The sequence below is a fragment of the Lysinibacillus sphaericus genome, from assembly GCF_001629735.1.
Lineage (GTDB): Bacteria > Bacillota > Bacilli > Bacillales_A > Planococcaceae > Lysinibacillus > Lysinibacillus pinottii.
Genome location: NZ_CP015224.1, coordinates 244,293 through 270,548 on the forward strand (window position 1 = coordinate 244,293; position 26,256 = coordinate 270,548).

Annotated in this window: 25 protein-coding genes; 23 read left to right on the forward strand and 2 right to left on the reverse strand. The window is 37.8% G+C overall.

What is annotated here, in order from left to right; all coding sequences use genetic code 11:
- Position 1: 1 nt before the first annotated feature.
- The 5 genes from pknB to spoVM are packed head-to-tail and all read left to right on the forward strand — an operon-like array spanning position 2 to position 4,327.
- Positions 2-1,990, forward strand: coding sequence for a Stk1 family PASTA domain-containing Ser/Thr kinase (gene pknB / locus A2J09_RS01120; protein ID WP_012293212.1), 1,989 nt, complete (start codon positions 2-4; stop codon positions 1,988-1,990).
- Positions 1,991-2,001: 11 nt separating this feature from the next.
- Complete coding sequence (rsgA, locus tag A2J09_RS01125; RefSeq protein ID WP_012293213.1) at positions 2,002-2,886, forward strand: ribosome small subunit-dependent GTPase A; 885 nt, start codon at positions 2,002-2,004, stop codon at positions 2,884-2,886.
- A gap of 2 nt (positions 2,887-2,888) precedes the next feature.
- Positions 2,889-3,557: a ribulose-phosphate 3-epimerase gene (rpe, locus tag A2J09_RS01130; RefSeq protein ID WP_012293214.1), complete on the forward strand. Its 669-nt coding sequence runs from the start codon at positions 2,889-2,891 to the stop codon at positions 3,555-3,557.
- Complete coding sequence (locus A2J09_RS01135; protein ID WP_031418965.1) at positions 3,554-4,207, forward strand: thiamine diphosphokinase; 654 nt, start codon at positions 3,554-3,556, stop codon at positions 4,205-4,207. Before rpe ends, A2J09_RS01135 begins: the two co-directional genes overlap by 4 nt.
- A gap of 18 nt (positions 4,208-4,225) precedes the next feature.
- Complete coding sequence (gene spoVM, locus A2J09_RS23275) at positions 4,226-4,327, forward strand: stage V sporulation protein SpoVM (protein ID WP_099805045.1); 102 nt, start codon at positions 4,226-4,228, stop codon at positions 4,325-4,327.
- A 119-nt stretch (positions 4,328-4,446) separates the two neighbouring features.
- Here spoVM and rpmB read toward each other — a convergent pair whose 3' ends face one another.
- Both rpmB and A2J09_RS01145 read right to left on the reverse strand, forming a co-directional pair.
- The gene (gene rpmB / locus A2J09_RS01140; RefSeq protein ID WP_004227417.1) at positions 4,447-4,635 is read right to left on the reverse strand and encodes a 50S ribosomal protein L28; all 189 of its coding nucleotides are present in this window, start codon (positions 4,633-4,635) and stop codon (positions 4,447-4,449) included.
- Between the two features lie 187 nt (positions 4,636-4,822).
- Positions 4,823-5,566, reverse strand: a complete 744-nt coding sequence (locus tag A2J09_RS01145) for an IclR family transcriptional regulator (RefSeq protein ID WP_031418966.1) — start codon at positions 5,564-5,566, stop codon at positions 4,823-4,825.
- Positions 5,567-5,860: 294 nt separating this feature from the next.
- Here A2J09_RS01145 and A2J09_RS01150 point away from each other — a divergent pair, with 294 nt between their 5' ends.
- From A2J09_RS01150 to acpP, 18 genes are all read left to right on the forward strand, one after another.
- Entirely contained in the window at positions 5,861-6,733 is an 873-nt protein-coding gene (locus A2J09_RS01150) for a dimethylarginine dimethylaminohydrolase family protein (RefSeq protein ID WP_031418967.1), read from the forward strand.
- A 16-nt stretch (positions 6,734-6,749) separates the two neighbouring features.
- Positions 6,750-7,511 (forward strand): dimethylarginine dimethylaminohydrolase family protein, encoded by a 762-nt coding sequence (locus tag A2J09_RS01155; RefSeq protein WP_031418968.1) that lies wholly within the window; start codon positions 6,750-6,752, stop codon positions 7,509-7,511.
- Between the two features lie 110 nt (positions 7,512-7,621).
- On the forward strand, positions 7,622-9,049 hold the full coding sequence (locus A2J09_RS01160; protein ID WP_012293219.1) for an amino acid permease: 1,428 nt from the start codon (positions 7,622-7,624) through the stop codon (positions 9,047-9,049).
- A gap of 37 nt (positions 9,050-9,086) precedes the next feature.
- Complete coding sequence (locus A2J09_RS01165) at positions 9,087-10,691, forward strand: M20/M25/M40 family metallo-hydrolase (protein ID WP_012293220.1); 1,605 nt, start codon at positions 9,087-9,089, stop codon at positions 10,689-10,691.
- A 382-nt stretch (positions 10,692-11,073) separates the two neighbouring features.
- Complete coding sequence (locus tag A2J09_RS01170; protein ID WP_012293221.1) at positions 11,074-11,433, forward strand: Asp23/Gls24 family envelope stress response protein; 360 nt, start codon at positions 11,074-11,076, stop codon at positions 11,431-11,433.
- Between the two features lie 18 nt (positions 11,434-11,451).
- Positions 11,452-13,101 (forward strand): DAK2 domain-containing protein, encoded by a 1,650-nt coding sequence (locus tag A2J09_RS01175; RefSeq protein ID WP_012293222.1) that lies wholly within the window; start codon positions 11,452-11,454, stop codon positions 13,099-13,101.
- A gap of 352 nt (positions 13,102-13,453) precedes the next feature.
- Entirely contained in the window at positions 13,454-14,116 is a 663-nt protein-coding gene (sdaAB, locus tag A2J09_RS01180; RefSeq protein ID WP_031418969.1) for an L-serine ammonia-lyase, iron-sulfur-dependent subunit beta, read from the forward strand.
- 14 nt (positions 14,117-14,130) lie between these two features.
- Entirely contained in the window at positions 14,131-15,039 is a 909-nt protein-coding gene (sdaAA, locus tag A2J09_RS01185; RefSeq protein ID WP_012293225.1) for an L-serine ammonia-lyase, iron-sulfur-dependent, subunit alpha, read from the forward strand.
- Between the two features lie 162 nt (positions 15,040-15,201).
- Entirely contained in the window at positions 15,202-16,062 is an 861-nt protein-coding gene (locus tag A2J09_RS01190; RefSeq protein WP_012293226.1) for a LysR family transcriptional regulator, read from the forward strand.
- 285 nt (positions 16,063-16,347) lie between these two features.
- A complete protein-coding gene (locus tag A2J09_RS01195) occupies positions 16,348-17,751 on the forward strand; it encodes a YfcC family protein (RefSeq protein WP_012293228.1) in 1,404 nt (467 codons plus the stop codon).
- A gap of 12 nt (positions 17,752-17,763) precedes the next feature.
- Entirely contained in the window at positions 17,764-18,915 is a 1,152-nt protein-coding gene (locus A2J09_RS01200; RefSeq protein WP_012293229.1) for a M20 metallopeptidase family protein, read from the forward strand.
- A gap of 33 nt (positions 18,916-18,948) precedes the next feature.
- Positions 18,949-20,052 carry a mandelate racemase/muconate lactonizing enzyme family protein gene (locus A2J09_RS01205; protein WP_012293230.1) on the forward strand — a complete coding sequence of 368 codons (1,104 nt, stop codon included), beginning with the start codon at positions 18,949-18,951 and terminating at the stop codon, positions 20,050-20,052.
- A 132-nt stretch (positions 20,053-20,184) separates the two neighbouring features.
- The gene (gene recG, locus A2J09_RS01210) at positions 20,185-22,230 is read left to right on the forward strand and encodes an ATP-dependent DNA helicase RecG (protein ID WP_031418973.1); all 2,046 of its coding nucleotides are present in this window, start codon (positions 20,185-20,187) and stop codon (positions 22,228-22,230) included.
- Positions 22,231-22,359: 129 nt separating this feature from the next.
- Positions 22,360-22,932, forward strand: a complete 573-nt coding sequence (fapR, locus tag A2J09_RS01215) for a transcription factor FapR (protein ID WP_031418974.1) — start codon at positions 22,360-22,362, stop codon at positions 22,930-22,932.
- A gap of 2 nt (positions 22,933-22,934) precedes the next feature.
- On the forward strand, positions 22,935-23,927 hold the full coding sequence (gene plsX, locus A2J09_RS01220) for a phosphate acyltransferase PlsX (protein ID WP_031418975.1): 993 nt from the start codon (positions 22,935-22,937) through the stop codon (positions 23,925-23,927).
- Between the two features lie 17 nt (positions 23,928-23,944).
- The gene (gene fabD / locus A2J09_RS01225; RefSeq protein WP_036160954.1) at positions 23,945-24,898 is read left to right on the forward strand and encodes an ACP S-malonyltransferase; all 954 of its coding nucleotides are present in this window, start codon (positions 23,945-23,947) and stop codon (positions 24,896-24,898) included.
- Positions 24,891-25,637, forward strand: coding sequence for a 3-oxoacyl-[acyl-carrier-protein] reductase (gene fabG, locus A2J09_RS01230; protein WP_012293236.1), 747 nt, complete (start codon positions 24,891-24,893; stop codon positions 25,635-25,637). Before fabD ends, fabG begins: the two co-directional genes overlap by 8 nt.
- 58 nt (positions 25,638-25,695) lie before the next feature.
- Positions 25,696-25,932, forward strand: a complete 237-nt coding sequence (gene acpP / locus A2J09_RS01235; protein ID WP_008181678.1) for an acyl carrier protein — start codon at positions 25,696-25,698, stop codon at positions 25,930-25,932.
- Positions 25,933-26,256: the final 324 nt, after the last annotated feature.

A 26,256-nucleotide genomic window follows, 5' to 3' on the forward strand; every position in this document is an offset into this window, starting at 1 on the left:
AATGCTTGTAGGTAAAAGAATTAGTGACCGTTATAAGATTTTAGAACTCATTGGTGGCGGGGGTATGTCCAATGTCTATTTAGCTCATGATATGATATTAAATCGGGATGTGGCCATAAAAATATTACGCTATGATTTTTCCAATGAGGATGAATTACATCGACGTTTTCAACGTGAGGCACTGTCTGCTACAAGTCTTACACATCCTAATATTGTTAGTGTTTATGATGTAGGTGACGATGGTGATCTACACTATATTGTGATGGAATATGTTCAAGGAAAAACTTTAAAGCAGTACATACAAGAATTTGCACCAATTTCACCAGCTAGAAGTGTGCATATTATGAAGCAATTAACGTCTGCTATTGCTAATGCCCATGAAAATCATATTATTCATCGTGATATTAAACCACAAAATATTTTGATGGATGCAGAGGGTAATGTAAAAATAACTGATTTTGGAATTGCCATGACGTTAAGTGCTACATCCTTTACACAAACGAATTCTGTATTAGGGACAGTGCATTACTTATCACCAGAGCAAGCTAGGGGCGGTACAGCTACAAATCAATCTGACATATATGCACTGGGTATAGTATTGTATGAATTATTAACAGGTGAATTACCTTTTTCTGGGGAGTCAGCTGTTTCTATTGCACTTAAGCATTTACAAGCAGAAACACCTTCTGTTCGTGCTTTTGATGGAACCATTCCACAAAGCTTAGAAAATGTAGTACTTAAGGCAACAGCCAAAGCAGCTTCCCATCGCTATAATACAGTGGAAGAAATGTATGAAGATTTGGAAACCGTATTATCATCTTCCCGAATAAATGAACCAAAGTTTGTCATACCAGTGGATAATGATGCGACAAAAGCTATTCCAATTATTAAAGAGGAAGTTTTAAAGAAAGATGAAGATTTAACTAAAACAAGGGTCATTGAACCTATTGTGGACTATACATCTCCAGCTCAGGCGCAACCTAAAAAACCTGTAGAAAAACCTATTCCTGCTAAAGCAAAGAAGAAAAAGTGGCCTAAGTTTGTGGCAGGATTATTGATAGCAGTAATTATCATCTTCTTATTCTTCATATTCGCAGCAGATTTATTTAGCCCGAAAAAAATAGCTGTCCCGGATGTGACAAATTTGACTGTAGAGGATGCTACAAAAAAATTAGTGACAGAGGGATTTGTGGTTGCTGAGGAGCACCAGGAGCGAAATCATGAAGACATTGAAAAGGGTCATGTCATTGAAACAGACCCAGAAAAAAATTCGATGCGAGCAAAAGGCTCAGAGATCGACCTAATTGTTAGTCTAGGCGTGGAGACAACGACCGTTGATAATTATGTGGGACAAAATTATAGTCAAGTAGAGGCTTTAATAAAAGGAAAGTATAAAGAAGTTAGAAAAGAGGAAGTTCCTTCTCGTGAACCTGAAGGTAGAATTATCGAGCAAAGTATTCCAGCTGATACAGAAGTGATAGCGAAAGAGGAAACAATGACCTTTAAAGTAAGTCAAGGAGTTCGAATGGTAAGGGTGGAAAGTGTTGTGAATTATACGAAAGCGGATATGGATAACTATGTCAATAGAGTGGGCCTCAATTGGCGTGTATCTCGTGAAGATTATCATGAAACGATTCCTGCTGGCAGTGTAATTTCACAATTGACAAAAGCTGGTACTATGGTGGAGGAAGGCTCTGTTATATCGGTTGTTATCAGTAAAGGACCAGCTAAAAAGCCTGAAAAACTTTTGCTTAAGCCCGTAGTCATTGAGTATAAACCTAAAGAAGAGGGTGTACCTCAAAAAGTTCGCATTGAAATTCAAGATAAAAATCATACATTTTCTGAACCAGTTACAGAGTTGGAAATTTTAAATGATACGCCTTACAATATACAGCTTGTTATTGAAGAAGGCAAAGATGCGAGTTATAGAATTATCCGTGACTCAGAAATCATCTTAGAAGAAAAAGTTAACTATAATGATGTCAATTAAGGAGGAATTGGATGGCGCAAGGCCAAATAAGAAAAGCATTAAGTGGTTATTATTATGTTTATGACGGTCATCAGCTTATTCAATGTCGAGGACGTGGGGTCTTTCGCAATCGCGGAGAATCCCCGCTTGTCGGTGATATTGTAGAATATTCTTTGGAAACAGAAGGATCGGATGGGACCATTCAAAAGATTTTAGAACGTCAAAATGAATTGGTTCGGCCACCAATTGCCAATATTGATCAAGGTATTTTAGTGTTTTCTGTAAAAGAGCCTAATTTCAATACCATATTACTCGATCGCTTTTTAGTTGTTTTAGAATCGTTCCATGTGCACCCTATTATTTGTCTAACAAAAATGGATTTGCTAGAAAATGACGAACGTACGGAATTACAGAGTTATATAACTGATTATGAAAATATGGGCTATACAGTTCTTCAAACTTACAAAGATGAAGAAGAATTGGTGGAAAGATTGCAGCCTATTTTAAAGGGAAAAACAACTGTCCTAGCAGGCCAATCTGGTGTTGGAAAATCAACATTGCTGAATACATTAATCCCCGAATTAAATTTAAAAACAGGTATTATCTCACAGAGCCTAGGGCGAGGAAAACATACAACACGTCACGTCGAATTGATTGAGGTCTGTGATGGTTTATTGGCCGATACTCCTGGATTCAGTTCGTTTGATTTTGATGAAATTGAGAAAGAAGAATTAGGCGCATGTTTTCCTGAAATAGCTAGAATGGCGGATCATTGTAAATTCAGAGGCTGTTTACACATGAAAGAGCCTAAATGTGCAGTTAAAGCGTCAGTAGAAGCAGGAGAAATTCGTGACTACCGCTATAAACATTACGAACAATTTATGCAAGAAATTATGGATCGAAAGCCGAGGTATTAAGGATGATACAAATAGCACCATCAATTTTAGCAGCTAATTTTGCGAAATTAGGAGAAGAAGTAAAGGAAGTAGAGCAAGCGGGTGCAAAGCTAATTCATATAGATGTGATGGATGGCCATTTTGTGCCGAATATTTCATTTGGCTCAATCGTATTAGATGCTATCCGTCCATTAACAGATTTACCATTAGATGTACATTTAATGATTGAAAACCCAGATCAGTATATTGAACAGTTTGCTCAAGCTGGAGCAGACTATATTACGGTGCATGCTGAAGCATGTCGTCATTTACATCGAACAATCCAATTAATCCGTTCGTATGGTATAAAGGCGGGGGTTGTATTAAATCCACATACACCAATCGAATCTATTCAGCATGTCCTAGAAGATATCGATATGGTATTATTAATGACTGTCAATCCAGGGTTTGGCGGACAAAAATTCATTCATTCGGTTGTGCCTAAAATTGAGGCTTTATCAACACTGATTAAAGAGCGTGGGTTGGACATCGCTATTGAAATTGACGGTGGAATTACAGCAGAAACGATTGTTCCATGTGCACAGGCAGGGGCGACGATTTTTGTGGCAGGGTCAGCCATCTATAGTAAAGAGGATCGAACAGCTGCACTTCAGGAAATTTTAGCGGCTGGTGAGGCAGCGATTAAAGGATGACGACAGTCGTTGTTTGTGCAGGTGGTCCAAAACAAGAACTATGCTCGCTCACAACGCTTCAATCACAACGGGATGTAGTGTTTATTGGTGCAGATCGAGGGGCTTTGTATTTAATAGAGCAGGGTATTACGCCACATGCAATTGTTGGTGATTTTGATTCATTATCAGATGAAGAATATCAGTTGGTGTTGGCACAGACAAATGATCAGCAACGTTTTAAGGAAGAGAAAAATGAAACAGATACAGATTTAGCCTTGCTTAAAGCATTTACGTTTGCACCTCAAGAAATTATTTTGACAGGTGTTACTGGAGGGCGTTTAGATCATTACGAGGCAGCTGTTCGCTCTATTTATCGTTTACAAAAAGAGCATCCACACATTGTATTCAAGATTATTAATCATACAAATATGTTGCAATTTTTATTGCCGGGTACACATGCTATTTATGCAGATAGCCGATACCGTTACTTATCCTTCTTTGCACATGAAGAGCCTATTAAAGATGTGACATTAAGGCAAGTAAAATATGAAACAACGAAAGAAGAAATCACTTTAGGTACATCGCGATTTACAAGTAATGAAATAATAGGAACTTCAGGGTCTATATCTTTCTCAAGAGGCATATGTTTAATGATAAGAAGCATAGATTAGCGTAAGGGGGAGAGAGTCCTGAAAGTATATACGTTCCAATTGCCGAAATTTGTTAGTAGTATCACGCGCACATGTATTAACCTATTTAAAAAAGATAAGAAAGTAAAAAAATCCGACTAAAAGTAGTCGGATTTTTTCATTCTTTGCTATATGTAGATTTTTATGCAGTTAATCATTCTATAACAAAAGAAAAAAATCGATTTACGCTCAAAGCGAAATCGATTTTTTAGAAGCGTCGATTAAACGCGCTCGATTTTACCTGATTTTAATGCACGAGCAGAAACCCATACACGTTTTGGTTTACCGTCAACTAAGATACGAACTTTTTGAAGGTTAGCACCCCAAGTACGTTTGTTAGCGTTCATAGCGTGGGAACGGTTGTTACCAGTACGAGCTTTACGTCCTGTGATTACACATTGTTTTGGCATGTTGTATTCCCTCCTTACTGTTGATGCTGAAAGATTATTATATTTCAGTTCGGTATTTCACATACCATAATAATTTAACATACGATGGCGCTCAGTGCAACAGTTTTCACATAACCTTTCAAGAAAAAAACCTTTACAGGCAAAATTGGTGAACAAAAATAGATTTTCTTTGAAAGAATCAGTTCTTCTAATCTTTTCCTCGATAACCAAGTTTCAGTGAGACGCGTTTTCCAGTATTAACTAAACGTTCAATGAGTGTTTGAACGTGCTCTTGCGAAACATTGAAGCTAACGAAACCGATGCTAACTGCTCCTACGACTTCACCAAAACCATCTAAAACGGAAACGGCAATGGAAGAAGTACCAGCTGTTCGTTCTCCGTGACTAATCGCATAACCTTGTTGTCGAATTTGACGAAGCTGTTCCTCCAACTCAGGTATTTCATCTTGTGTTACTAGCTGATCTAATATTTCTTTCGAGTGTGAGGGAGACATAGAGGCAAGAATAGCTTTATTGGCTGCTCCGATATGTAGTGGTATACGAATACCCAATTGGTCATAAATACGAATCGGATTAGCAGCACTATCTATTCTTTCAATAATAATCGTATCTAAACCTGCTGGCTTACTTAAATATACACTTTCCTCAACATCTCTTGCTAATCGCTCTAACTCTGGTCGGATTTTGCTAATATAATCCATCGTATCGTAGACTTGCAAACCGAGTTCCATCCAAATGGTACCGAGTCGATAATGTTTGGTTTGTTCATCTTGCTCAATCATTCCTTGGTTAATCATCGCTTTTAAAATTCTATGTAAAGTACTTAGAGGTAAATCACATTTTGTTGAAAGCTCTGAAATGGACAAGCTACTGTCATTTGCTTCAGAAGCTAAAACCTTCGCAATAGTCATAGCTCGCTCTAATAATTGCATTTGTCCTACCTCCTTTTCTCCTATTTTATTTTTATTCTCCATCTACGTCTAGTTCCAATCTCAAGGGTACTATGAAAAGTCAAACTTCATTCAATAAATAATTTTAAGACAAAAAGAATGGGAATTGAAAATTCCGACCAAATACAGCAGAGCCTTCTTAGTAGTTTGAGAAGAAAGTGAAAAATAAAAGTTTTCTAAATATATTGACAGTATAACATAAAACGCATATATTTTTCATATAAACTTTCCTCTTAACGGAAACGTTTTCCACTAAACGGAAAAGGAGTGAAGGGAATGCATTATTGCTCATCAATGTATACACCTTTAAAACACGTCATAGTAAAACATCCAAAAGATGCTTTCCGAAGCCAGAAACATCTTAGTGATGAATGGAAAACTTTTAACTACTTATCTGAGCCCAACTTTGAAGAAGCATTAAAGGAATATGCAGAGTTTGTTGAGATTCTTAAAAAGTATGTTGACACAATTGATTATCTACCATTGTCAGACGAGGTGGGGCTAGATTCGCTTTATGCCCATGATCCAGTAAAATTCACGCCAAAGGGTGCCATTTTATTAAAGTCTGGAAAAAAATTAAGACAGCCAGAGGCTTCCATCTACAAAGCATTTTTACAGGACAAGGGTATTTCAATAATTGGAGAACTCACTGGCGATGCAGTAGCAGATGGTGGAGACATTGTTTGGTTAGATGATCGAACACTTGCTGTCGGTAGGGGATATCGAACAAATGATGAAGCCATTCGTCAGCTAAAAGAAATGACAGCTGAAATGGTAGATGAATTTATTGTTGTCCAGCTACCACATGATTTAGGTGAAGCTGAATGCTTACATCTAATGTCTTTCATTAGTATGGTTGATAAAGATTTAGCTGTTGTACATTCCCGTTTAATGCCTGTATTTTTCCGCCAATTGCTAGTGGAAAGAGGTATTCAGTTAGTGGAAGTTCCAAAGGATGAATACGATACACTTGGCTGTAATGTGTTAGCGCTTGCACCACGAGTTTGTGTTATTCCTGAAGGAAACACGGTCACAAAACAGCAACTGATTCAAGCTGGTGCAACAGTTTTTGAATATAAAGGTCATCAAATTTCTGTGTTAGGAACAGGCGGCCCTACATGTCTGACTTGTCCAGTAATAAGAGCATAAAAGGAGAGAAAAGAATATGTTTAAAAATGTTATTGTTAAAAATCCAGGAAATAGTTTTGTAAACGGTTTAACAACTAGTGATTTAGGAAAACCAATTTTAGAAAAATTATATGAACAGCATGAAAAGTATGTAGAGGCTTTAAAAAAATGTGGGGTAGAGGTAACACAATTACCAGTAAATGAGGCATTTCCTGACTCAACATTTGTAGAGGATACGGCTGTTTTAACACCAGAATTTGCTATCATTTCAAATCCAGGGGCTGCTGCTCGTAACCGTGAAATTGAAGATATCGAACCTGCTGTAAAGCAATTCTACGATAAAATTTATTATATAAAAGGATCTGGAACGCTTGATGGAGGAGATGTATTACAGGCTGAAAAGAAATTTTATGTAGGAATTTCAGATCGTACAAATGAAGAAGGGGCTCAACAATTTAAGGAAATCGTTGAACAAGAGGGCTATGAGGCGACGATTATCCCATTAAAAGAATTCTTCCATTTAAAAACTGGTATTGCTTATGTAGGAGACAATCGTATGGTGCTAGCTGGTGAGTTCGTGGATCATCCGGCATTTGAATCCTATGAAAAAATTATCATTCCAAAGGAAGATGAATACTCTGCTAACTGTATCCAAGTCAATGATTATATTATTATTCCAGCTGGATACCCAGAAACAAATCGCAAATTACTTGACCTAGGTTATCAAACGATTGAACTAGAGATGTCCGAATTTAGAAAACATGATGGTGGCTTAAGCTGCCTATCATTACGTTTTTAAGTAGGACTGCTTAACCCAATCAATTTAAAAGAGATAAATTGATTGGGTACTTTGGTTGTTTATATATCAGAATATTCTATAAATTCACAATATATGGGAGGGTTAAATGGATGTTGGATAATGGGGATCAATTTCACAATCAACAACTAAACCGTTCGATGAAAAGTCGTCACTTATTAATGCTTTCTCTAGGGGGAGTTATCGGAACAGGGTTATTTTTAAATGTTGGCTATACCATTAATCAAGCGGGCCCAGGTGGAGCACTAATTGGCTATTTATTTGGTGGGTTAATTTTATTTATGGTCATGAATTGTCTAGGGGAATTAGCTGTTTACATGCCTGTTACCGGTTCCTTTCAAACATATGCTACACGTTTTATTAGCCCCTCAGCTGGATTTTCATTGGGCTGGATGTACTTTGTCGGGTCAGCGGCGACAGCGGGTGTTGAGTTTACAGCTGCTGGAATTTTAATGCAGCATTGGTTTCCAGATATACCTATTTGGATATGGTGTGCTGTATTTATGGTTCTTTTATTTGTCTTAAATGCTTTAACTACAAAGGGGTTTGCTGAAGCAGAATTTTGGTTTGCGAGTATTAAAGTAATCGCAGTTATTGCCTTTATCATCATAGGTGGGGCTGCTATTTTTGGCTTGATACCTTTAGCAGATCGTCCAACACCTCATTTGACAAATTTAGCACCGTCTGGCTTATTCCCAGCGGGTATTTCCATTATTTTTGTCACGATGATGAATGTTATTTTTTCTTATCAAGGGTCAGAGCTTGTGGGAATTGCAGCTGGTGAAACCGAAAATCCTGAAAAAAATATACCAAGAGCTATTCGGACAATTCTTTTTAGAATTATAGTTTTTTATATTGCTTCTATTATCGTATTATCAGCCATCTTCCCATCCTCAGAGCTTGGTCTAATGGAGAGTCCATTTGTGACGTTGATGCATATAGCTGGTGTTCCCTATGCAGCAGGTATTATGAATTTTGTTATTTTAACCGCAATCCTATCTGTCGGTAATTCATGTTTGTATGCGTCAACTCGTTTACTGTTCTCTATGTCACATGAGGGAATGGCACCAAAATTATTTGGGCGTCTTACTAAAAATAAAGTACCTCTAAATGCACTAATCTTTACGATGGCTTTCTCACTATTATCATTATTAACAAGTGTGATGGAAGCAGATGCGGTATTTGTTTTATTAATGTCGGTTGCAGGAATATCTGTCACTATTTCATGGATGGGCATTTGTGCTTCTCAATTAATGTTCCGCTATCGTTATATAAAGTCTGGTGGAAATTTGGCAGATTTAAAATTTAAAACACCATTATTTCCGTTAATACCTATATTTTGTATTTTCTTTTGCTTAGTAATTCTGATTTTTTTAGCATTTGATCCAACCCAAAGAATTGGCCTATTGTATGGCATTGGCTTTTTTATTGCCTGTATGATTTTTTATCGATTGAAATTAAAAAAAGCATCTAATGCTACTACAGACACCAAAAATGAAGAGTCATCAGATATTCGTTAAAAACCCTCTAACGAGTTCGATTTAAAGGAGAATTTTTATGGAAAATTACATGTGGAATACCCCAGAAAAACTGCGAGCACTACTATGTGAAATTGTTAGCTGGGATAGTAGAACATTGACTGAGGGGGAAAATGAATTTGCCTATAAATTGAAAAATAAACTGTTAGCGCTTCCATATTTTACTCAGCACCCTGAGTTTATCGAATTGCATGAGGCAGGTCTTGGAAGAAACGCTGTAACTGCTTTATATAAACATCCTACAGCAATCGATACGGTAGTGCTAATAAGTCATTTCGATACAGTGCATACTGAGGAATATGGTGAGTTAGAGCCTCTAGCTTTTTTCCCTGAGGAATTGACTAAAAAGCTAATGGAGCATAAATACAAAAAGGATTTACCAGAAGCCGCTAAAATTGATTTGGAATCAGGTAATTATTTGTTTGGTCGTGGCACAATGGATATGAAAATGGGACTGGCATTACACATGCAGCTAATTGAAAAGGCAAGCTTCGAGCAATGGCCCATTAATTTAATTTTAACTGCGGTCCCAGATGAAGAAGTGAATTCAGCGGGAATGAGAGCCGCGGTTGTAGAGCTTGTAAGAATACGTGAACAGTATGATTTAACGTACCAATTATTTTTAAATAGTGAACCGTCCTTTTCACAAGGACCCGCTGATACAAATGAATATATTTATTCAGGCACTATTGGTAAGATTATGCCTGCTGCTCTATTTTATGGCAAAGAAACACATGTCGGTGAGCCTTTAAAGGGAATGACAGCTAATTTTATTGCTTCTTATATGACACAGCATATGGAGTGGAATCCTCTTTTCCGCGAAACAGATTTAGGAGAGAGCACACCACTTCCGGTATCTTTACAGCTAAAAGACTTGAAAATGGAATACTCTACACAAACACCATATCGTGCTGCTGCTCTTTATAATGTATTTTTATTAAAACGTACAGCAGCAGAAGTAATGGATATATTTGAAAAGGTCGCATTTCAAGCAATGTCGGCTTGTAACGAACAGTATTTGCAAATCTGTAAACGAGAAAAAGTACAAGGTGTGGGGACAGTCAACGTATTACGATATGAAGCTCTCTTAGAACATGCCGTCCGGAAACTGGGGGCTGAAGAAGTCGATTCTATCAAATCACAAGTTCTTAAGCAAAGTACATGGGATGACCGTGAAAAGTCAATTCGTATCGTTGATCAGCTCATGATACGTTGTCAGGAATTAGCACCAGCCACTGTTCTGTTATATGCACCACCTTATTACCCGGCTATTAATTCATCCAATCATCCACTTGTTGTAAAATCGATTGAATTAATGAAGAAAACAGCGCAAACATTCGACATTGAAGTGCAGCAAATACATTATTTTAACGGGATTTGTGATTTAAGCTATGTGAACTATACAGATGAATCAGATGAATGGTTAGCCTTCGAGCGTAATACACCTGTATGGGGGAATACGTATAATATTCCATTTAAAGAAATGACCGCATTACAAGGACCGGTTTTAAATGTAGGACCATTTGGAAAGGATGCACACCAAAAAACAGAAAGATTACATGTAGATAGTGCCTTTAAAGAAATGCCTATTATGATAGATACTCTTATAAAAAGCTTATTTTAATTAAATACAATAAAAAGTTGATGCTTTATAGTATCAGCTTTTTTTATTTCTAGTATTGACTTGTCATGTTCATACTGAAAAAAATCTATATTGGAAGTAAATATAAGGAGATGCTCACATAGGCATGTGTCATGGTAAGATTTTGAGATATGAGGGTAAATAAATAGGCTGTTAACTTGCTGATCGAGCGTTATATTTCATAAAACAAATTGACGGAAATAAATTTAATTGGAAGAAGACCATTTTCGATGAATCCACAAATACGTCGATTTAAAGTCACAAAACGTTGCTACATAGCCTTTCTTTACCCCCTTAGGTTGCTTAAATTACAACGAAAGTGTTACAATATACTTTAGTCAAAAAGAGCCAAGGGGGCATTTCTATGTCAATTGAGTTAAACAATGAATTCGGCCAAATTGATATTTCAACAGATGTACTTGCACAAATTGCTGGTGGTGCTGCTGTAGAATGCTACGGGATTGTTGGCATGGCATCTAAACATCAAATTCGTGATGGTCTAACTGATATTTTACGTAAAGAAAACTTCACAAAAGGTGTTGTGATTCGACAACAAGACGACGATTTACATATTGATATGTACATTATTGTTAGTTACGGGACAAAAATTTCGGAAGTTGCTTACCAAGTACAGTCGAAAGTGAAATATACAGTAGATAAAACATTGGGTATGAGCGTAAAATCTGTCAATATCTTTGTACAGGGCGTTCGTGTAGCGAATTAAGAGGAGGAACTAAATCGAATGCAGTCTTTAGACGGTATAAAGTTTGCAGAAATGGTACAAATGGGTGCGCATCACCTATACCAAAATGCAAATTATGTAGATTCATTAAATGTTTTCCCAGTACCAGATGGTGACACAGGGACAAATATGAACTTATCGATGACATCTGGAGCAAAGGAAACGGAGCTTTCTGCTTCAGAGCATATCGGTAAAACGGCACAGGCCTTATCAAAAGGTTTATTAATGGGAGCCCGTGGAAATTCTGGTGTAATCCTATCACAATTATTCCGTGGATTTGGAAAATTCATTGAAAAAGAAGCGACAATTGATGCGAAAGGTTTTGCTAGTGCCTTCCAAGCTGGTGTAGATACAGCATATAAAGCCGTTATGAAACCTGTCGAAGGAACAATACTGACAGTTGCTCGAGAAGCGGCAAAAAAAGGTGTGGAAGTGGCAGAAACTGAAACCGATATCATTGCAGTTATGGAAGCTTTTACTGCAGAGGCAAAGGCATCATTAGATCGTACACCTGATTTATTACCTGTTTTAAAAGAGGTAGGGGTTGTCGATAGTGGTGGCCAAGGCTTATTGTTTGTCTATGAAGGATTTTTAGCTTCTTTAAAAGGCGAGCCTCTCCCAGAGAAAAATAATGCGACATTAGATGACCTAATCAATGCAGAGCATCATAGAGCTCAAGACTTTATGAACACTGAAGATATTGAATTTGGCTATTGTACAGAAATAATGGTGCGCTTAGAAGATGGGAAAGAGCCATTTAATGAGGAGCAATTCCGTCAAGAATTAAGTCCTTTAGGAGATTCGTTACTTGTTATTTCTGATGAAGAAATTGCCAAGGTTCATATCCATTCTGAGCAGCCAGGTTCTGTTTTATCAATTGGACAAAAATATGGTAGTCTGATGAAAATAAAAGTCGATAATATGCGTGAGCAACACTCAGCTATCGTTGGTGAAGAGCATAAGGCACCTATGACAACGAAAAAAATAGAGAAACATCCATATGCTATTGTAACAATTGCGATGGGCGAGGGTGTTGCAGGATTATTGCGTTCTATTGGTGCGTCTTATGTCATTGAAGGCGGGCAAACGATGAACCCCTCAACAGAAGATATCGTGAAAGCGGTACAAGAAATTGGTGCAGAAAAAGTTTTAATCCTCCCAAATAATAAAAATATTGTGATGGCTGCAGAGCAAGCTGTAGAGCTGTTAGAAATTGAAGCAGCAGTTGTCCCAACGAAGACAATTCCTCAAGGTATGGCTGCGATTTTAGCATTTAATCCAGAAGCAGCCGTTGACCTAAACAAGAAGTCGATGACTGAAGCATTTGCGAATGTAAAGACTGGTCAAGTAACTTATGCTGTGCGTGATACATCTATTGATGGTGTTGAAATCCATAAAGATGATTTTATGGCGTTAGCAGAAGGGAAAATTGTCCTTTCTACACCAGCTTTAAAAGATGCAGCTGAAAAAGTAATCATCGATTTAGTTGATGAGGATGCAGAAATTGTCACAGTTATTTATGGAGAGGATACAACTGAACAAGATGCTACAGAGCTAGTAGCATTCATTGAGAAGAACTATCCAGACGTAGAAGTTGAATTATTTGATGGAAAACAAGGGTTATATCCATATATTATTTCAGTAGAATAATTACATGCTACTTTGCTATCCCGTAAAGAAAGCAGTGCACAAAATGTGTACTGCTTTTGTTTATGCTACAAAGAAAGTGATGTCTCTGTTTAGTCGGAAACATACGTACTATTCATAGTTGAATGTACGTATCTAGAAGATATAAAAATTGGAAATATTGGAATATCAACGGTTTTTGTTGTATGTGCACAGGGTATGGACAAAGTATAACATATCTAGTTTGGCCACAAATTATAGTAGTGGTAATTTTCTGAAAGCTGACAAATTAAATACTTTACTTTTGTAGTAACTATCAAGCATGATATAAGTAAATATAAATATTATTATAGGAATAGAATAGAGGGGTGTTTGTATGAAATTTACTTCGGTTTTTGATATTATTGGACCAGTGATGATTGGGCCTTCCTCCTCTCATACGGCAGGTGCGGCTCGTATCGGACGAGTTGCAAGGGATTTATTTGGTAGACAACCTAAATGGGCGAAAATTCATTTATATGGTTCGTTCGCAGAAACGTATAGAGGGCATGGGACAGATGTTGCCATCGTTGGGGGCTTATTGAACTACGACACATTTGATGATCGTATTAAAACGGCATTTGAAGATGCAGAAAAAGCAGGATTGGAATATGAATTTATTCCAGAAACAGCTAATACTGAGCATCCAAATACGGCACGTCTAGTTATTGGAGACGATGAAGGTGAAATGTCTGTTGTCGGGATTTCTATTGGCGGCGGTAAAATAGAAGTAAGTGAAGTAAATGGCTTTAAATTACGTTTAACAGGTGGCATGCCGGCGATTCTTGTTGTACATGACGATCGTGCTGGCTGCATAGCAAACGTAGCCAATTGCTTAGCGATGCACGAGGTTAATATTGGACATATGGAAGTATCACGTATAGAACGTGGTTTAACAGCTTTAATGGTTATTGAAGTCGATCAAAATATTGAGGAAAAAGTGCTACAGCAGATTTCGTTAATTCCATATATTACAAAAGTATCTAAAATTAATAATTAAGGGGGTGTCCCAGAATGGACGTTTTATTTCATAATGTTCGGGAGCTTGTGGAACGAGCAGAACAGGAAGATAAATTAATATCAGAAATTATGATTGAGCAGGAAATATTGATAACTGGCAGAACAAGAGAAGAAATTATTCAACAAATGGATCGAAACCTAACCGTGATGGAAGAAGCGGTTGAACGTGGATTAAAGGGTGTACAATCCGTTACAGGTTTAACTGGTGGGGACGCCGTGTTACTTCAAAATTACATTGCACAAGGAAAATCACTTTCGGGGGATTTATTATTAGATGCAGTAAGTAAAGCAGTTGCAACCAATGAAGTCAATGCAGCAATGGGAACAATTTGTGCAACGCCGACAGCAGGTTCCGCAGGGGTTGTACCAGGTACTCTTTTTGCGGTGAAAAATAAACTGAATCCAACTCGTGAGCAAATGATTCGTTATTTATTTACATCTGGTGCATTTGGCTTTGTTGTGGCTAATAATGCTTCCATCTCAGGTGCTGAAGGTGGCTGTCAGGCAGAGGTTGGTTCAGCGGCAGGTATGGCAGCGGCAGCTATTGTTGAGATGGCTGGAGGAACACCACAACAATGTTCAGAAGCATTTGCGATTACGTTAAAAAATATGCTGGGCCTTGTTTGTGATCCTGTAGCAGGTTTAGTGGAAGTACCTTGTGTTAAACGTAATGCAATGGGCGCTGCCAATTCTCTTGTAGCCGCAGATATGGCGCTAGCAGGTGTCACAAGCCGAATTCCATGTGATGAAGTAATTGGAGCGATGTATCGCATTGGACAATCTATGAGTCCAAACCTGAAAGAGACAGCACGCGGTGGTTTAGCGGCAACTCCAACAGGTAAGGCTATTAGTAAAGCCATTCTCGAAAATGGTGGATTACAAAGTATTAAAGCTATCCAATAAAAACATGAAAAACATGCTATCCCAACAGGTAGCATGTTTTTATGTTGGTTGATAACGTAATGGAAAGAAAAACCCTCTTACGTACATAGTCGATTTAAGTATAATTAAATTTTAATAAGGGAAATGTATGTATCTTAATTTATAGCAGGGACGTGAATAGAGATGGATTTACGTAATTTGAAAACGTTTCATGTTGTTTCAACTTACCTCAACTTTACAAAAGCGGCTCAAATTTTAAATTATAGCCAGCCTACAATTAGCCAACAAATTAAAGCGTTAGAGGAAGAATTAGGACATATCTTAATTAATCGAATAGGCAAGAAAATGTTTCTTTCTCAAGTAGGAAAAATAGTAAAGGAACATACAAATCAATTATTTGGGATTATAGAGGAAATGGAACAGGATTTAAAGAATTTCGAAAAGCCATTTGGCCATTTGACAATTGCTGCGCCAGAATTTTATTGTGGCTATTATTTATCCCATATTATCGGCTCGTATTTAAAACAATATCCCCAGGTAAACCTAAAACTTCTTTGTGCCAATAGTAAAGAAACTGCGAAACTTGTGAGTTCAAATCAAGCAGATATAGGTTTTGTAGCTGGATACCCGAGTTACGCTGGCGTAGAGGGGATTTTATTGGAGGAAGAGGATTTGGTATTAGTTGGAAATCCTTTTATTATAAAGGATCATACTGTTCAGGAAATATTCGATGATTATCCCTTTATAACCTATGGTATGGATGACTGTATTGTCAGTTGCCTTCAAGAAATTCAGTGTAAGCCCCAAACGATAGTGGAATTTGGAAGCGAGGAAGCGATAAAGAGAGCAGTAATGGAACAAGTGGGTCTAGCCTTGCTGAGTGATCTCATTATACAAAAAGAGGTAAGTAAAGGGAGTCTTCAAGTTCTTTACCGATTCCCTAAAAAGTTACCTACTTATTTAATCTATCCTCAAAATGCTAAAACATTTAGTAATGTAAGTACTTTTATTGATTTAGTTAAAGATACATGGAAAACAATTTAAATGATTTGTATATGAAAAGAATGTTGCAACCTGGTGAAATCGCAGGAATGTAACATTTTTTTATTTGTAATTTTTTTGATGTATCCCGATGAATTTATATGTAAATTTATCAATAGTAACTATTCGAAATAGTAATTTTTTATTTATTTTTTTATCTATTACAATGAATAAGACGGAAATTTCAAAAAAAGGGGATGGCTTTTTATGTTGGAGAGATACGATATGCATTGATAGTGGTAATAAAAATTTGTTTTTAATCAATGATTCAACGAAGGAGGATGGTGGATGAGTAAATTTATAGCTAATAAAGAAATTGAGCAACAAAAAGGAATTAATGTTTATGTGTTAATCTTTTGCCTTATTGTTGTAGCATCTATTTTAACGTATTTTATCCCAGCTGGTTCATTTCAACGAAAAGAAGTTAATGGACGTCAAGTGATTCAACCGGGAACATTTAGTTTTACAGAGATGAACCCCATTGGATTTTTAGATATTTTTAGCAGCGTACATTCTGGCATGATGCAAGGAGCAAGTATTATTTTCTTCGTATTGATTGTAGGAGGTACCTTTGGAATACTTTCAGCCACAGGCGCATTGGAATCCTTTATCGCCATGCTATCTGTAAAAATGGCTAAACGTGAAATGTTAGTAATACCAGTATTGATGTTGTTTTTCGCCTGTGCTGGGTCATTAATGGGGATGTCTGATGAAACGATTGTGTACGTAGGAATTCTTGCACCGCTGGCTGTTGCCTTAGGTTTTGATGCAATTACGGGTTTTGCTATTGTTATTTTAGGTGCATCTGTCGGATTTTCGGCAGCTGTTATGAATCCGTTTACAGTAGGAATAGCACAAGAAATTGCGGGCTTGCCTTTATTTTCAGGGATTGCTTTTCGAATTATCATATTTATTGTCTTATATACAGTAGCAACAATATATGTTTATCGATATGCAAAGAAAGTGAAAAATAATCCTGAAATGGGATTTTACGGAAATTTCAGAAATGATGAGAGTGGTTTTGTGCAGGGGAATTCAAAAATGGAAATAAGACATAAGCTTGTTATGGCTACATTTCTTTTGAATTTTATCGTATTGATGTATGGGGTTGTAAAACTAGGGTGGTACATTACTGAAATAGCCGGTTTATTTTTATTGTTTGGTATTTTAATGGGGCTTATTGGCAAACTATCACCTTCACATATTGCTAATTCATTTATGAAGGGTGCAGGAGACTTAGTGGGTGGCGCTCTTATCATTGGGTTAGCTCAGTCTATTTTAGTGATTTTCAATAACTCAGGGTTAATTGATACAATCCTATTTTACACGTCTGCATTGCTTGATTCAGTTCCACCTGCACTAAATGCAGTAGGGATGTTTATCTTCCAGTTATTTTTAAATTTTTTAGTACCATCCGGTAGTGGACAGGCTGCCTTAACAATGCCGATTATGGCGCCTTTATCAGATATGATTGGCGTTACAAGACAAACAGCAGTACTTGCCTATCAATTTGGAGATGGTATGTCGAATATTATATTCCCAACTGTAGGTTTTTTAATGGCGGGATTATCAATAGCGGGTATTCCTTGGGGGAAATGGATAAAATGGATTTTTCCGTTTATGCTTATTCAAATAACAGTAGCTGTTATATCTCTTATTATAGCACAAGTCATACAATACGGACCTTTCTAAAGGAGTTTAACAATGGAAATAATGAATATAAAAAAATTAGCAGAAAAAGCAATAGAGGATCGCCGTCATCTGCACCAATACCCAGAGCTTTCGGGTCAGGAATACGAAACAAGTGAGTTTATTCGCCAAAGACTAGAGGAATTAGATATAGAAATTCTAGATTACGAACCTCCAGGTGTAGTGGCATTTATAAAAGGGACAAATGGATCAAAAACTATTGCATTACGTGCTGATATAGATGCATTACCTATAGTAGAAGAGGGGGATAAACCATATATCTCCAACAAGCAGGGTGTTGCTCATATGTGTGGCCATGATGGTCATACTGCAATTTTATTAGCAGTTGCTGTATGGATAAGCTTGAATAGAGAAAAAATCGAGCCGAATATTAAGCTTATATTTCAATCAGCAGAGGAAATCACCCCAAGTGGTGCTGATTTATTAATTCAAAAAGGTGTGTTGGAAGATGTAGAGGCTATTTTTGGCATTCACTTATGGCAAGGTTTAGAGAAAGGGAAGATGGGACTAACACATGGACCAATGATGGCTTCTATTGATGATTTTGAAATTATAATTCAAGGATATGGTGGTCATGGATCAATGCCACATGAAACAATTGATCCTATTTATATAGCGAGCCATTTAATGCAGGCTTTTCAAAGTATCATAAGTAGAAATGTTAATCCTATTGATGCGGGTGTCATTACAGTAGGTAATATTCAAGCTGGAACCACTTATAATATTATTCCTGATACGGCAAAATTAACCGGAACAATCAGAGCTTTGACACCGAACACTGTAAAAATTATAAAAACGAAAATGGTAAGTTTAACAGAAGGAATTTGTCGAGCATTTGGAGCAGAGGGCAAAATCGATTTTATTTTAGGAACACCTCCGCTCGTCAATGATTCGACACAATCGCGATTTATTGAATCGATTGTACGTGAACAATTTGGAGATACCGCATTTAAGGTAGTCGAACCAGTCATGGGTGGAGAAGACTTTTCTTATTATTTACAACATAAGCCTGGAGCATTTGTTTTTGTAGGTATGGGGGGGGAAAAAAGCCAATATCCACATCATCATCCACGATTTGATTTAGATGAAGATGTTTTTCCTAATGCGATTCAATTATTTATAAATATTATCTTGCAACATAAATAATCAAACTATTTATACGAAAAGGAGTTTTACATCGTGATAAAAAAGGTTGAAGTGTTTGCAGCACGTTTACAATTAAAGGAACCATTCGTTATTTCGTATGTTCATTTAGATGATATGCCTACTATTCTTACCAGAATCGAGACGGATAAGGGGGTAGTTGGCTGGGGCGAAGCTGTGCCTGATCAAAATGTGACTGGTGAAACTTGGGAGAGTACGTATCACGTTATTAAACATGTATTAGCACCACTATTGATTAATGAAGACCCATTTGCAGTAGAGCGTATTCATAAAAAGTTTAATGAAAAAATCGATGGAGTTCCTTCAGCAAAAGCAGCATTGGACATTGCGCTCTATGATTTGATGGGGAAAATAACTGGACAACCAGTTTATCAATTAATTGGTGGAAAAGCACATAAGGAATTACAGGTGCCAAGAGTGATTAGTATTAAGAGTCCTGAGGAAATGGCTAAAGATGCAAGTGAATTTGTAGCATCGGGTTTCCGTAATATTAAAATTAAGGTTGGTACAAATGCTGAATTAGATATTGCTCGTATTCGTGCGGTAAGAGAAGCAATAGGTGATGAGGTGCAACTCCGGGTAGATGCCAATCAAGGTTGGAATAGGATGGAGACACTAAAAGTAATAAGGGAAACAATAGCTTGTCATGTAGACTGGTACGAGCAACCTGTAAAAGCACATGATTTAAGAGCATTAAAAGAAATTAGAGCCCTTTCACCTTGTAGTATTATGGTGGATGAAGGTGTTCATAATATTTATGATTTAGTCGATGTCATAGAAATGCGCGCTGCGGATATGCTAAATATAAAATTGATGAAATCAGGTGGAATCTATCCAGCTCTAGCTCTTGCAAGTCTGGCAGAGGCTGCAGAGATGCCTTGTCAAGTAGGCTCTATGGTAGAATCAGCAATCGCAACAATGGCTGGGGCACACCTAGCGATCAGTAAGTCGATTATCCATACCAACGAGATGGTTGGGCCTTTAATGTTTGTAAAAGACGTGGCAAATGTTACATACGATAAAGACATCCTGCAGTTAAGCCATAAAGCTGGATTGGGAATAGAAGTTGATGAGCAATATGTGAAAGAAATTACATGTTTCTCCTGTGAAATTAAATAATCAAAATCTAACCCTATCAATCAATGGTAGGGTTTTTGCTTATATGTAGGGTTAGGGAAATAATTTATGGTACATTAAGATAGAGAGGCTATAACACTACATAAACAAGCAATGAAGGGAGTGTGGGATAAGATGACTGAATTATATGGACCCGTCAATGAATTAAAAGGCGTCGGGAAAGAAACAGCAGCACATCTTGAATCACTAGGAATCAATACAATAGCTGATTTATTATGGACGTTCCCACATCGACATGAAGATTTTCGTTTAAAGGATTTAGCGCAAACACCACATAACGAACGGGTTACAGTTGAGTGTAAGGTGGAGCGGGAACCTACCATTTTATTTTTAGGCCGCAATAAATCAAGACTCCAAGTAACCGTTTTAGCTGGAAGACATTTAGTGAAAGTCGTATTTTTCAATCAGGGCTATTTAAAGCAAAAGCTTGTACCTGGTTCCATTATTACAGTGACTGGGAAATGGGATCGTGGTAGACAGGTCATCAATGGCACATCGGTCTCATTTGGACCTAAAACGGATCAAGTGGACTTTGAACCTGTATACAGTCTGAAAGGATTAATTCAACAAAAAAGATTTCGAAAATATATGCGACAAGTATTGGACGAATATGGGGCTAATTTGCCTGATGCTATTCCACAACATTTTCAGGATTCCTATAAGCTTTTGCCTATACAAGAAGGCTTGGAGGGGATTCATTTTCCGCAAGATGCGCAACATGCCAAACAAGCAAGAAGACGTTTTGCCTATGAAGAGCTATTAAATTTCCAGCTACGTATGCAAGCATTACGTAAGGTACGTAAGGAAAATGAACAAGGAACTGTGATTCAATATGATGTGCATTTGCTCCGTGAATTTATCGCTGCGTTACCGTATGAATTGACCAATGCTCAAAAACGCGTTGTCAATGAAATTTGTAAAGATTTGAAGGAACCACATCGAATGAATCGTTTATTACAAGGTGATGTAGGTTCAGGGAAAACGGTGGTAGCAGCTATCGGTCTATATGCTGCAGTATCAGCGGGTTATCAAGGGGCATTAATGGCACCAACGGAAATTTTAGCAGAGCAACACTTGGAGAACTTGCAAGAATGGTTCCAACCATTTGGCGTACGTGTAGCTTTGTTATCTGGGTCAACCAAAATGAAGGAGCGACGTGTAATACTAGCAGATTTGGCGAATGGAGAGCTTGATATTGTGATTGGTACACATGCCTTAATCCAGCCAGATGTTATTTTTAAAAAGCTAGGTTTTGTTATTACCGATGAACAACATCGCTTTGGTGTTGAACAACGACGTATACTGAGAGATAAAGGGGAAAACCCAGATGTGCTCTTTATGACAGCGACTCCTATTCCAAGAACACTTGCCATTACAGCATTTGGAGAAATGGATGTGTCGATGATTGATGAAATGCCGGCAGGGCGTAAACAAATTGAAACACATTGGATGAAAAAAGAGCAATTCGGATCGGTCATGTCAAAACTAGAAGGAGAGCTAGCCGCTGGAAGACAGGCCTATGCCATTTGTCCTCTCATTGAGGAATCCGATAAGCTTGATGTTCAAAATGCAGTTGAAATTTATGAACAGCTAGCGACTTATTTTAATGGCCGCTATCAAGTGGGATTAATGCATGGACGTTTATCAGCAGATGAAAAGGATGCTGTCATGCGTGCTTTTAGTGATGGTTCCATACAGGTTTTAGTTTCAACGACAGTCGTTGAGGTAGGGGTGAATGTACCGAATGCGACATTTATGATTGTCTATGACGCTGAACGATTTGGTTTAGCGCAATTGCATCAGTTACGTGGACGTGTTGGACGAGGTGAGCATCAATCCTATTGTATTTTACTTGCTGATCCTAAATCTGACGAAGGAAAAGAGCGAATGCAGTCTATGACAGAAACAAATGATGGTTTCCGCTTAGCTGAAAAAGATTTAGAGTTGCGAGGGCCAGGGGATTTTTTTGGACGCAAGCAAAGTGGTTTACCAGATTTCAAAGTAGCTGATTTAGTCCATGATTATCGGATTCTTGAAACCGCTCGCAAAGATGCAACTATGATGCTGGAAACCGATGCCTTTTGGCATGATGACGACTATCAGTACTTACGCAAAATGTTAGAAGATTCTGGCGTTATGCAAGGGGAGCGCTTCGATTAATATAGTAATATGATTCACGCTAGAATGCAGGCACTTGATTTTAAAACAAGTCTTGCATTCTTTTTTTAACCTCTATATACTGATATTAGTACCAAGTGCTAATAACAACTCAAAAGGTGGCGAATGATGTTGAGACGAACAAAAAAAGAACGACAGCGACTACTAACTGAAACGATAGCTGAAAATCCATTCGTCACAGATGAACAGCTAGCAACACAGTTTCAGGTAAGTGTTCAAACAATTCGCTTAGACCGTATGGAATTATCCATACCAGAATTACGAGAGCGTATTAAAGATGTCGCTTCAAAAAACTATGAAAATGAAGTGAAATCTCTACCGATTGATGAGGTCATCGGAGAAATTGTTGATATTGAATTAGATAATCGAGCACTTTCGATTTTTGATGTGAAAGAAGAGCATGTTTTCCAGCGCAACGGCATCGCACGTGGACATCATTTGTTCGCACAAGCAAACTCTTTAGCGGTTGCCGTTATTAACGATGAACTAGCATTGACAGTACATTCTACTATTACGTTTGTGAAACCTGTTCGTGCTGGAAATCGTGTTATTACAAAAGCGATTGTTATCGGACGAGATGATAAAAATCATCGGACAAAAGTTGAGGTAACATCTACTGTTAATGGCGAAACCGTTTTTGTTGGTGAATTTGATATGTACCGTACGAAAGGTAAAGGTGAGTAATAATGAAATTAGCGCTAGATGGAATGGGTGGAGACAATGCACCAAAATCAGTAATTGAAGGTGCACTCTTGGCATTAGAGCAAATTCCAAATTTAGAAATTCAATTATATGGACAGCAAGAGAAGCTTGAGCCATTTTTAAAGCAGCATGATCGATTAACGATCGTACATTGTGAGGAAGTAGTTGAAGGAACCGACGATCCAGCACGTGCTGTTCGTAGAAAAAAAGATTCTTCCATGGCGCGCATGATGGATGCAGTGGATGAGGGTAGAGCAGATGCTTGTCTCTCAGCAGGAAATACAGGTGCTTTAATGGCAGGTGGTTTATTTAAAGTAGGTCGTATTGAAGGAATTGCCCGACCAGCTTTAGCGACGACATTACCAACACTTGATGGTAAGGGCTTTTTAATGCTTGATTTAGGTGCTAACGCAGATGCCCGTCCAGAACATCTAGTACAATATGCGATTATGGGCGATATTTATGCGAAAAAAGTTGGCGGGTTACAAAAACCTCGAATCGGCTTATTAAATATCGGTACTGAAGATAAAAAAGGAAATGAATTAACGAAAGCAACCTTTGATTTATTAAAAGAAGCGAATTTGAATTTTATTGGTAATGTAGAGGCACGTGATTTACTTGAAGGAGTAGCTGATGTTGTTGTTACGGATGGCTTTACGGGGAATATGGTGTTGAAGTCAATTGAAGGTACGGCGGGCGCTTTATTTTCAATGTTAAAAGAGGCGTTTATGTCCTCAACAAAAACGAAGATTTCGGCGGTCCTTATGAAAAATAATTTACGTGACTTAAAACATAAAATGGACTATACAGAATACGGTGGGGCTGGATTGTTTGGCTTACAGGCACCTGTAATAAAGGCTCATGGATCATCTAATGCGAAAGCGATTTTTAGTGCTATCCGCCAAGCAAACACAATGGTTGAACATACTGTTATTTCGACAATTACAGAAACAGTACGCCACATAGAAATTGATTAACAAAGGGGATTTTTCAAATGACGAAAATAGCATTTATTTTTCCGGGACAAGGTTCGCAAGTAGTGGGAATGGGGCAAGAGTTTGTTGAAAATGCAGCGGAAAGTAAAGCCTTCTATGATCGTGCAGACCAAGCTCTCGATTTGGAGCTATCTAAGCTAATGTTAGAAGGTCCAGCGGAGGAATTAACTTTAACATATCATGCTCAGCCAGCGCTATTAACTACAGGTGTAATGGTAGCAGAGAAGCTACGTGCAGCCGGAATTCAACCGCATTATGCAGCAGGTCACTCCCTTGGAGAATATGGTGCATTGGTTATTGCGGGCGTCATGTCCTTTGAAGATGCCGTGAAGATTGTGCATAAACGTGGACTCTATATGAACGAAGCTGTACCTGCTGGACAAGGTGCTATGGCAGCGATTTTAGGCATGGAATTAGAAGCATTAAATGAAGTAACTGAGCAAGTGTCTGCAACAGGTCATCCTGTGCAGGTCGCCAATGTTAATTGCCCGGGGCAAATTGTTATTTCAGGAACAAAAGAGGGTGTTGAGAAGGCATCAAGCGCTGCAAAAGATGCAGGGGCTAAGCGTGCAATACCATTAGTTGTAAGTGGTCCATTCCATTCTGAACTGATGCGACCATCGTCAGAGATGCTGAAAGCTGCGTTGGTTGATGTTACTTTAGCGGCTCCGCAAATTCCTGTTGTAGGGAACGTGATGGCTAAGGAGTTAACGGATGTTCCGGCTATTCAACAAGAGCTTGTTGAACAGGTTTATAGTGCTGTTCAATGGGAGGCATCTATGCGCGAAATGATTGCACAAGGTGTGGATGTCTTTATTGAATGTGGCCCGGGTAAAGTATTAAGTGGTCTATTGAAAAAAATCGATCGCTCTGTTGCTGCCTATTGTGTCTATGATGAGGCATCATTAGAAGCGGTTCTAGAAGCGTCAAAGGAGTGGTCAATCAATGCGTAAACTTGAGGGAAAAGTAGTTGTTGTAACAGGAGCTTCACGAGGAATAGGTCGTGCTATTGCATTAAAGCTTGCTGACGAAGGTGCGAAAGTTGTCGTGAATTATAGTGGCTCGCAAGCAAAAGCTGAAGAAGTGGTTGCTATAATTCAAGAAGGTGGTGGTGAGGCAATTGCTGTACAAGCTAGCGTCTCTCAAACAGAAGAAGTGACAGCATTAATGGATACAGCTGTGAAAACATTTGGCTCCCTTGATATTTTAGTGAATAATGCTGGTATTACAAGAGATAATTTACTTATGCGCATGAAGGAAAATGAATGGGATGATGTCTTAGATACGAATCTTAAGGGTGTTTTCCTATGTACCAAAGCGGTAACACGTCAAATGATGAAGCAACGTGCTGGTCGAATTATTAATATTTCATCGATTGTTGGCGTAGCTGGAAATGCGGGCCAAGCAAACTATGTAGCTGCTAAAGCGGGTGTTATTGGGTTAACAAAAACAACTGCGAAGGAATTAGCGTCTCGCAATATTTTAGTTAATGCTATTGCACCTGGTTTTATCGAAACTGAAATGACAGATCAGTTACCAGAAGATATTAAACAAGGGATGCTAACTCAAATTCCGCTTGCAAAACTAGGGCAACCAGAGGATATTGCAAAGGCAGTTGTTTTCCTTGCATCCGATGACGCAAACTATATGACTGGACAAACGCTTCATATAGACGGTGGTATGGTCATGTAATTTCAATTAGGCAGGAGCGCTAATTTTTTGTATAATCATTTGAGGGGAGGTGAATCATTTGTCTACAGTATTAGAACGCGTAACAAAAGTAATCGTGGACCGTTTAGGTGTTGAAGAAAGCGAAGTAACACTTGAAGCTTCTTTCCGTGATGATTTAGGTGCTGACTCATTAGACGTAGTTGAGCTTGTAATGGAGCTTGAAGACGAATTCGATATGGAAATTTCTGATGAAGATGCTGAAAAAATCTCAACAGTAGGTTCTGCAATTTCATACATCGAAAGTAAAATAAACTAATTTCGTTTGTACTTTATTTAGCAGAAATTTATCACCCTTATTGGTGTAATGGTTATCGTAATTATACAAATGGTATTTATGATTGGTTGAATAAAGGAGAAATAGTTTCCTGCTTTTCTTTACAGGGAAGCAGATCTAATAGACAAGATGTATTCAAAGGGGACGAAATAGATCGGTTTTCGATCTATAGACGTCCTCTTTTTGTTTCAATTATATAGTGGATTTACATCCCGAAGATCGATTGGGACACAAATGTGCCAAGGCTTAATTGATTTTGGAAATAAATTTGCTGAAAATTTTCCAAAATATTGTGTTTATGCCGAA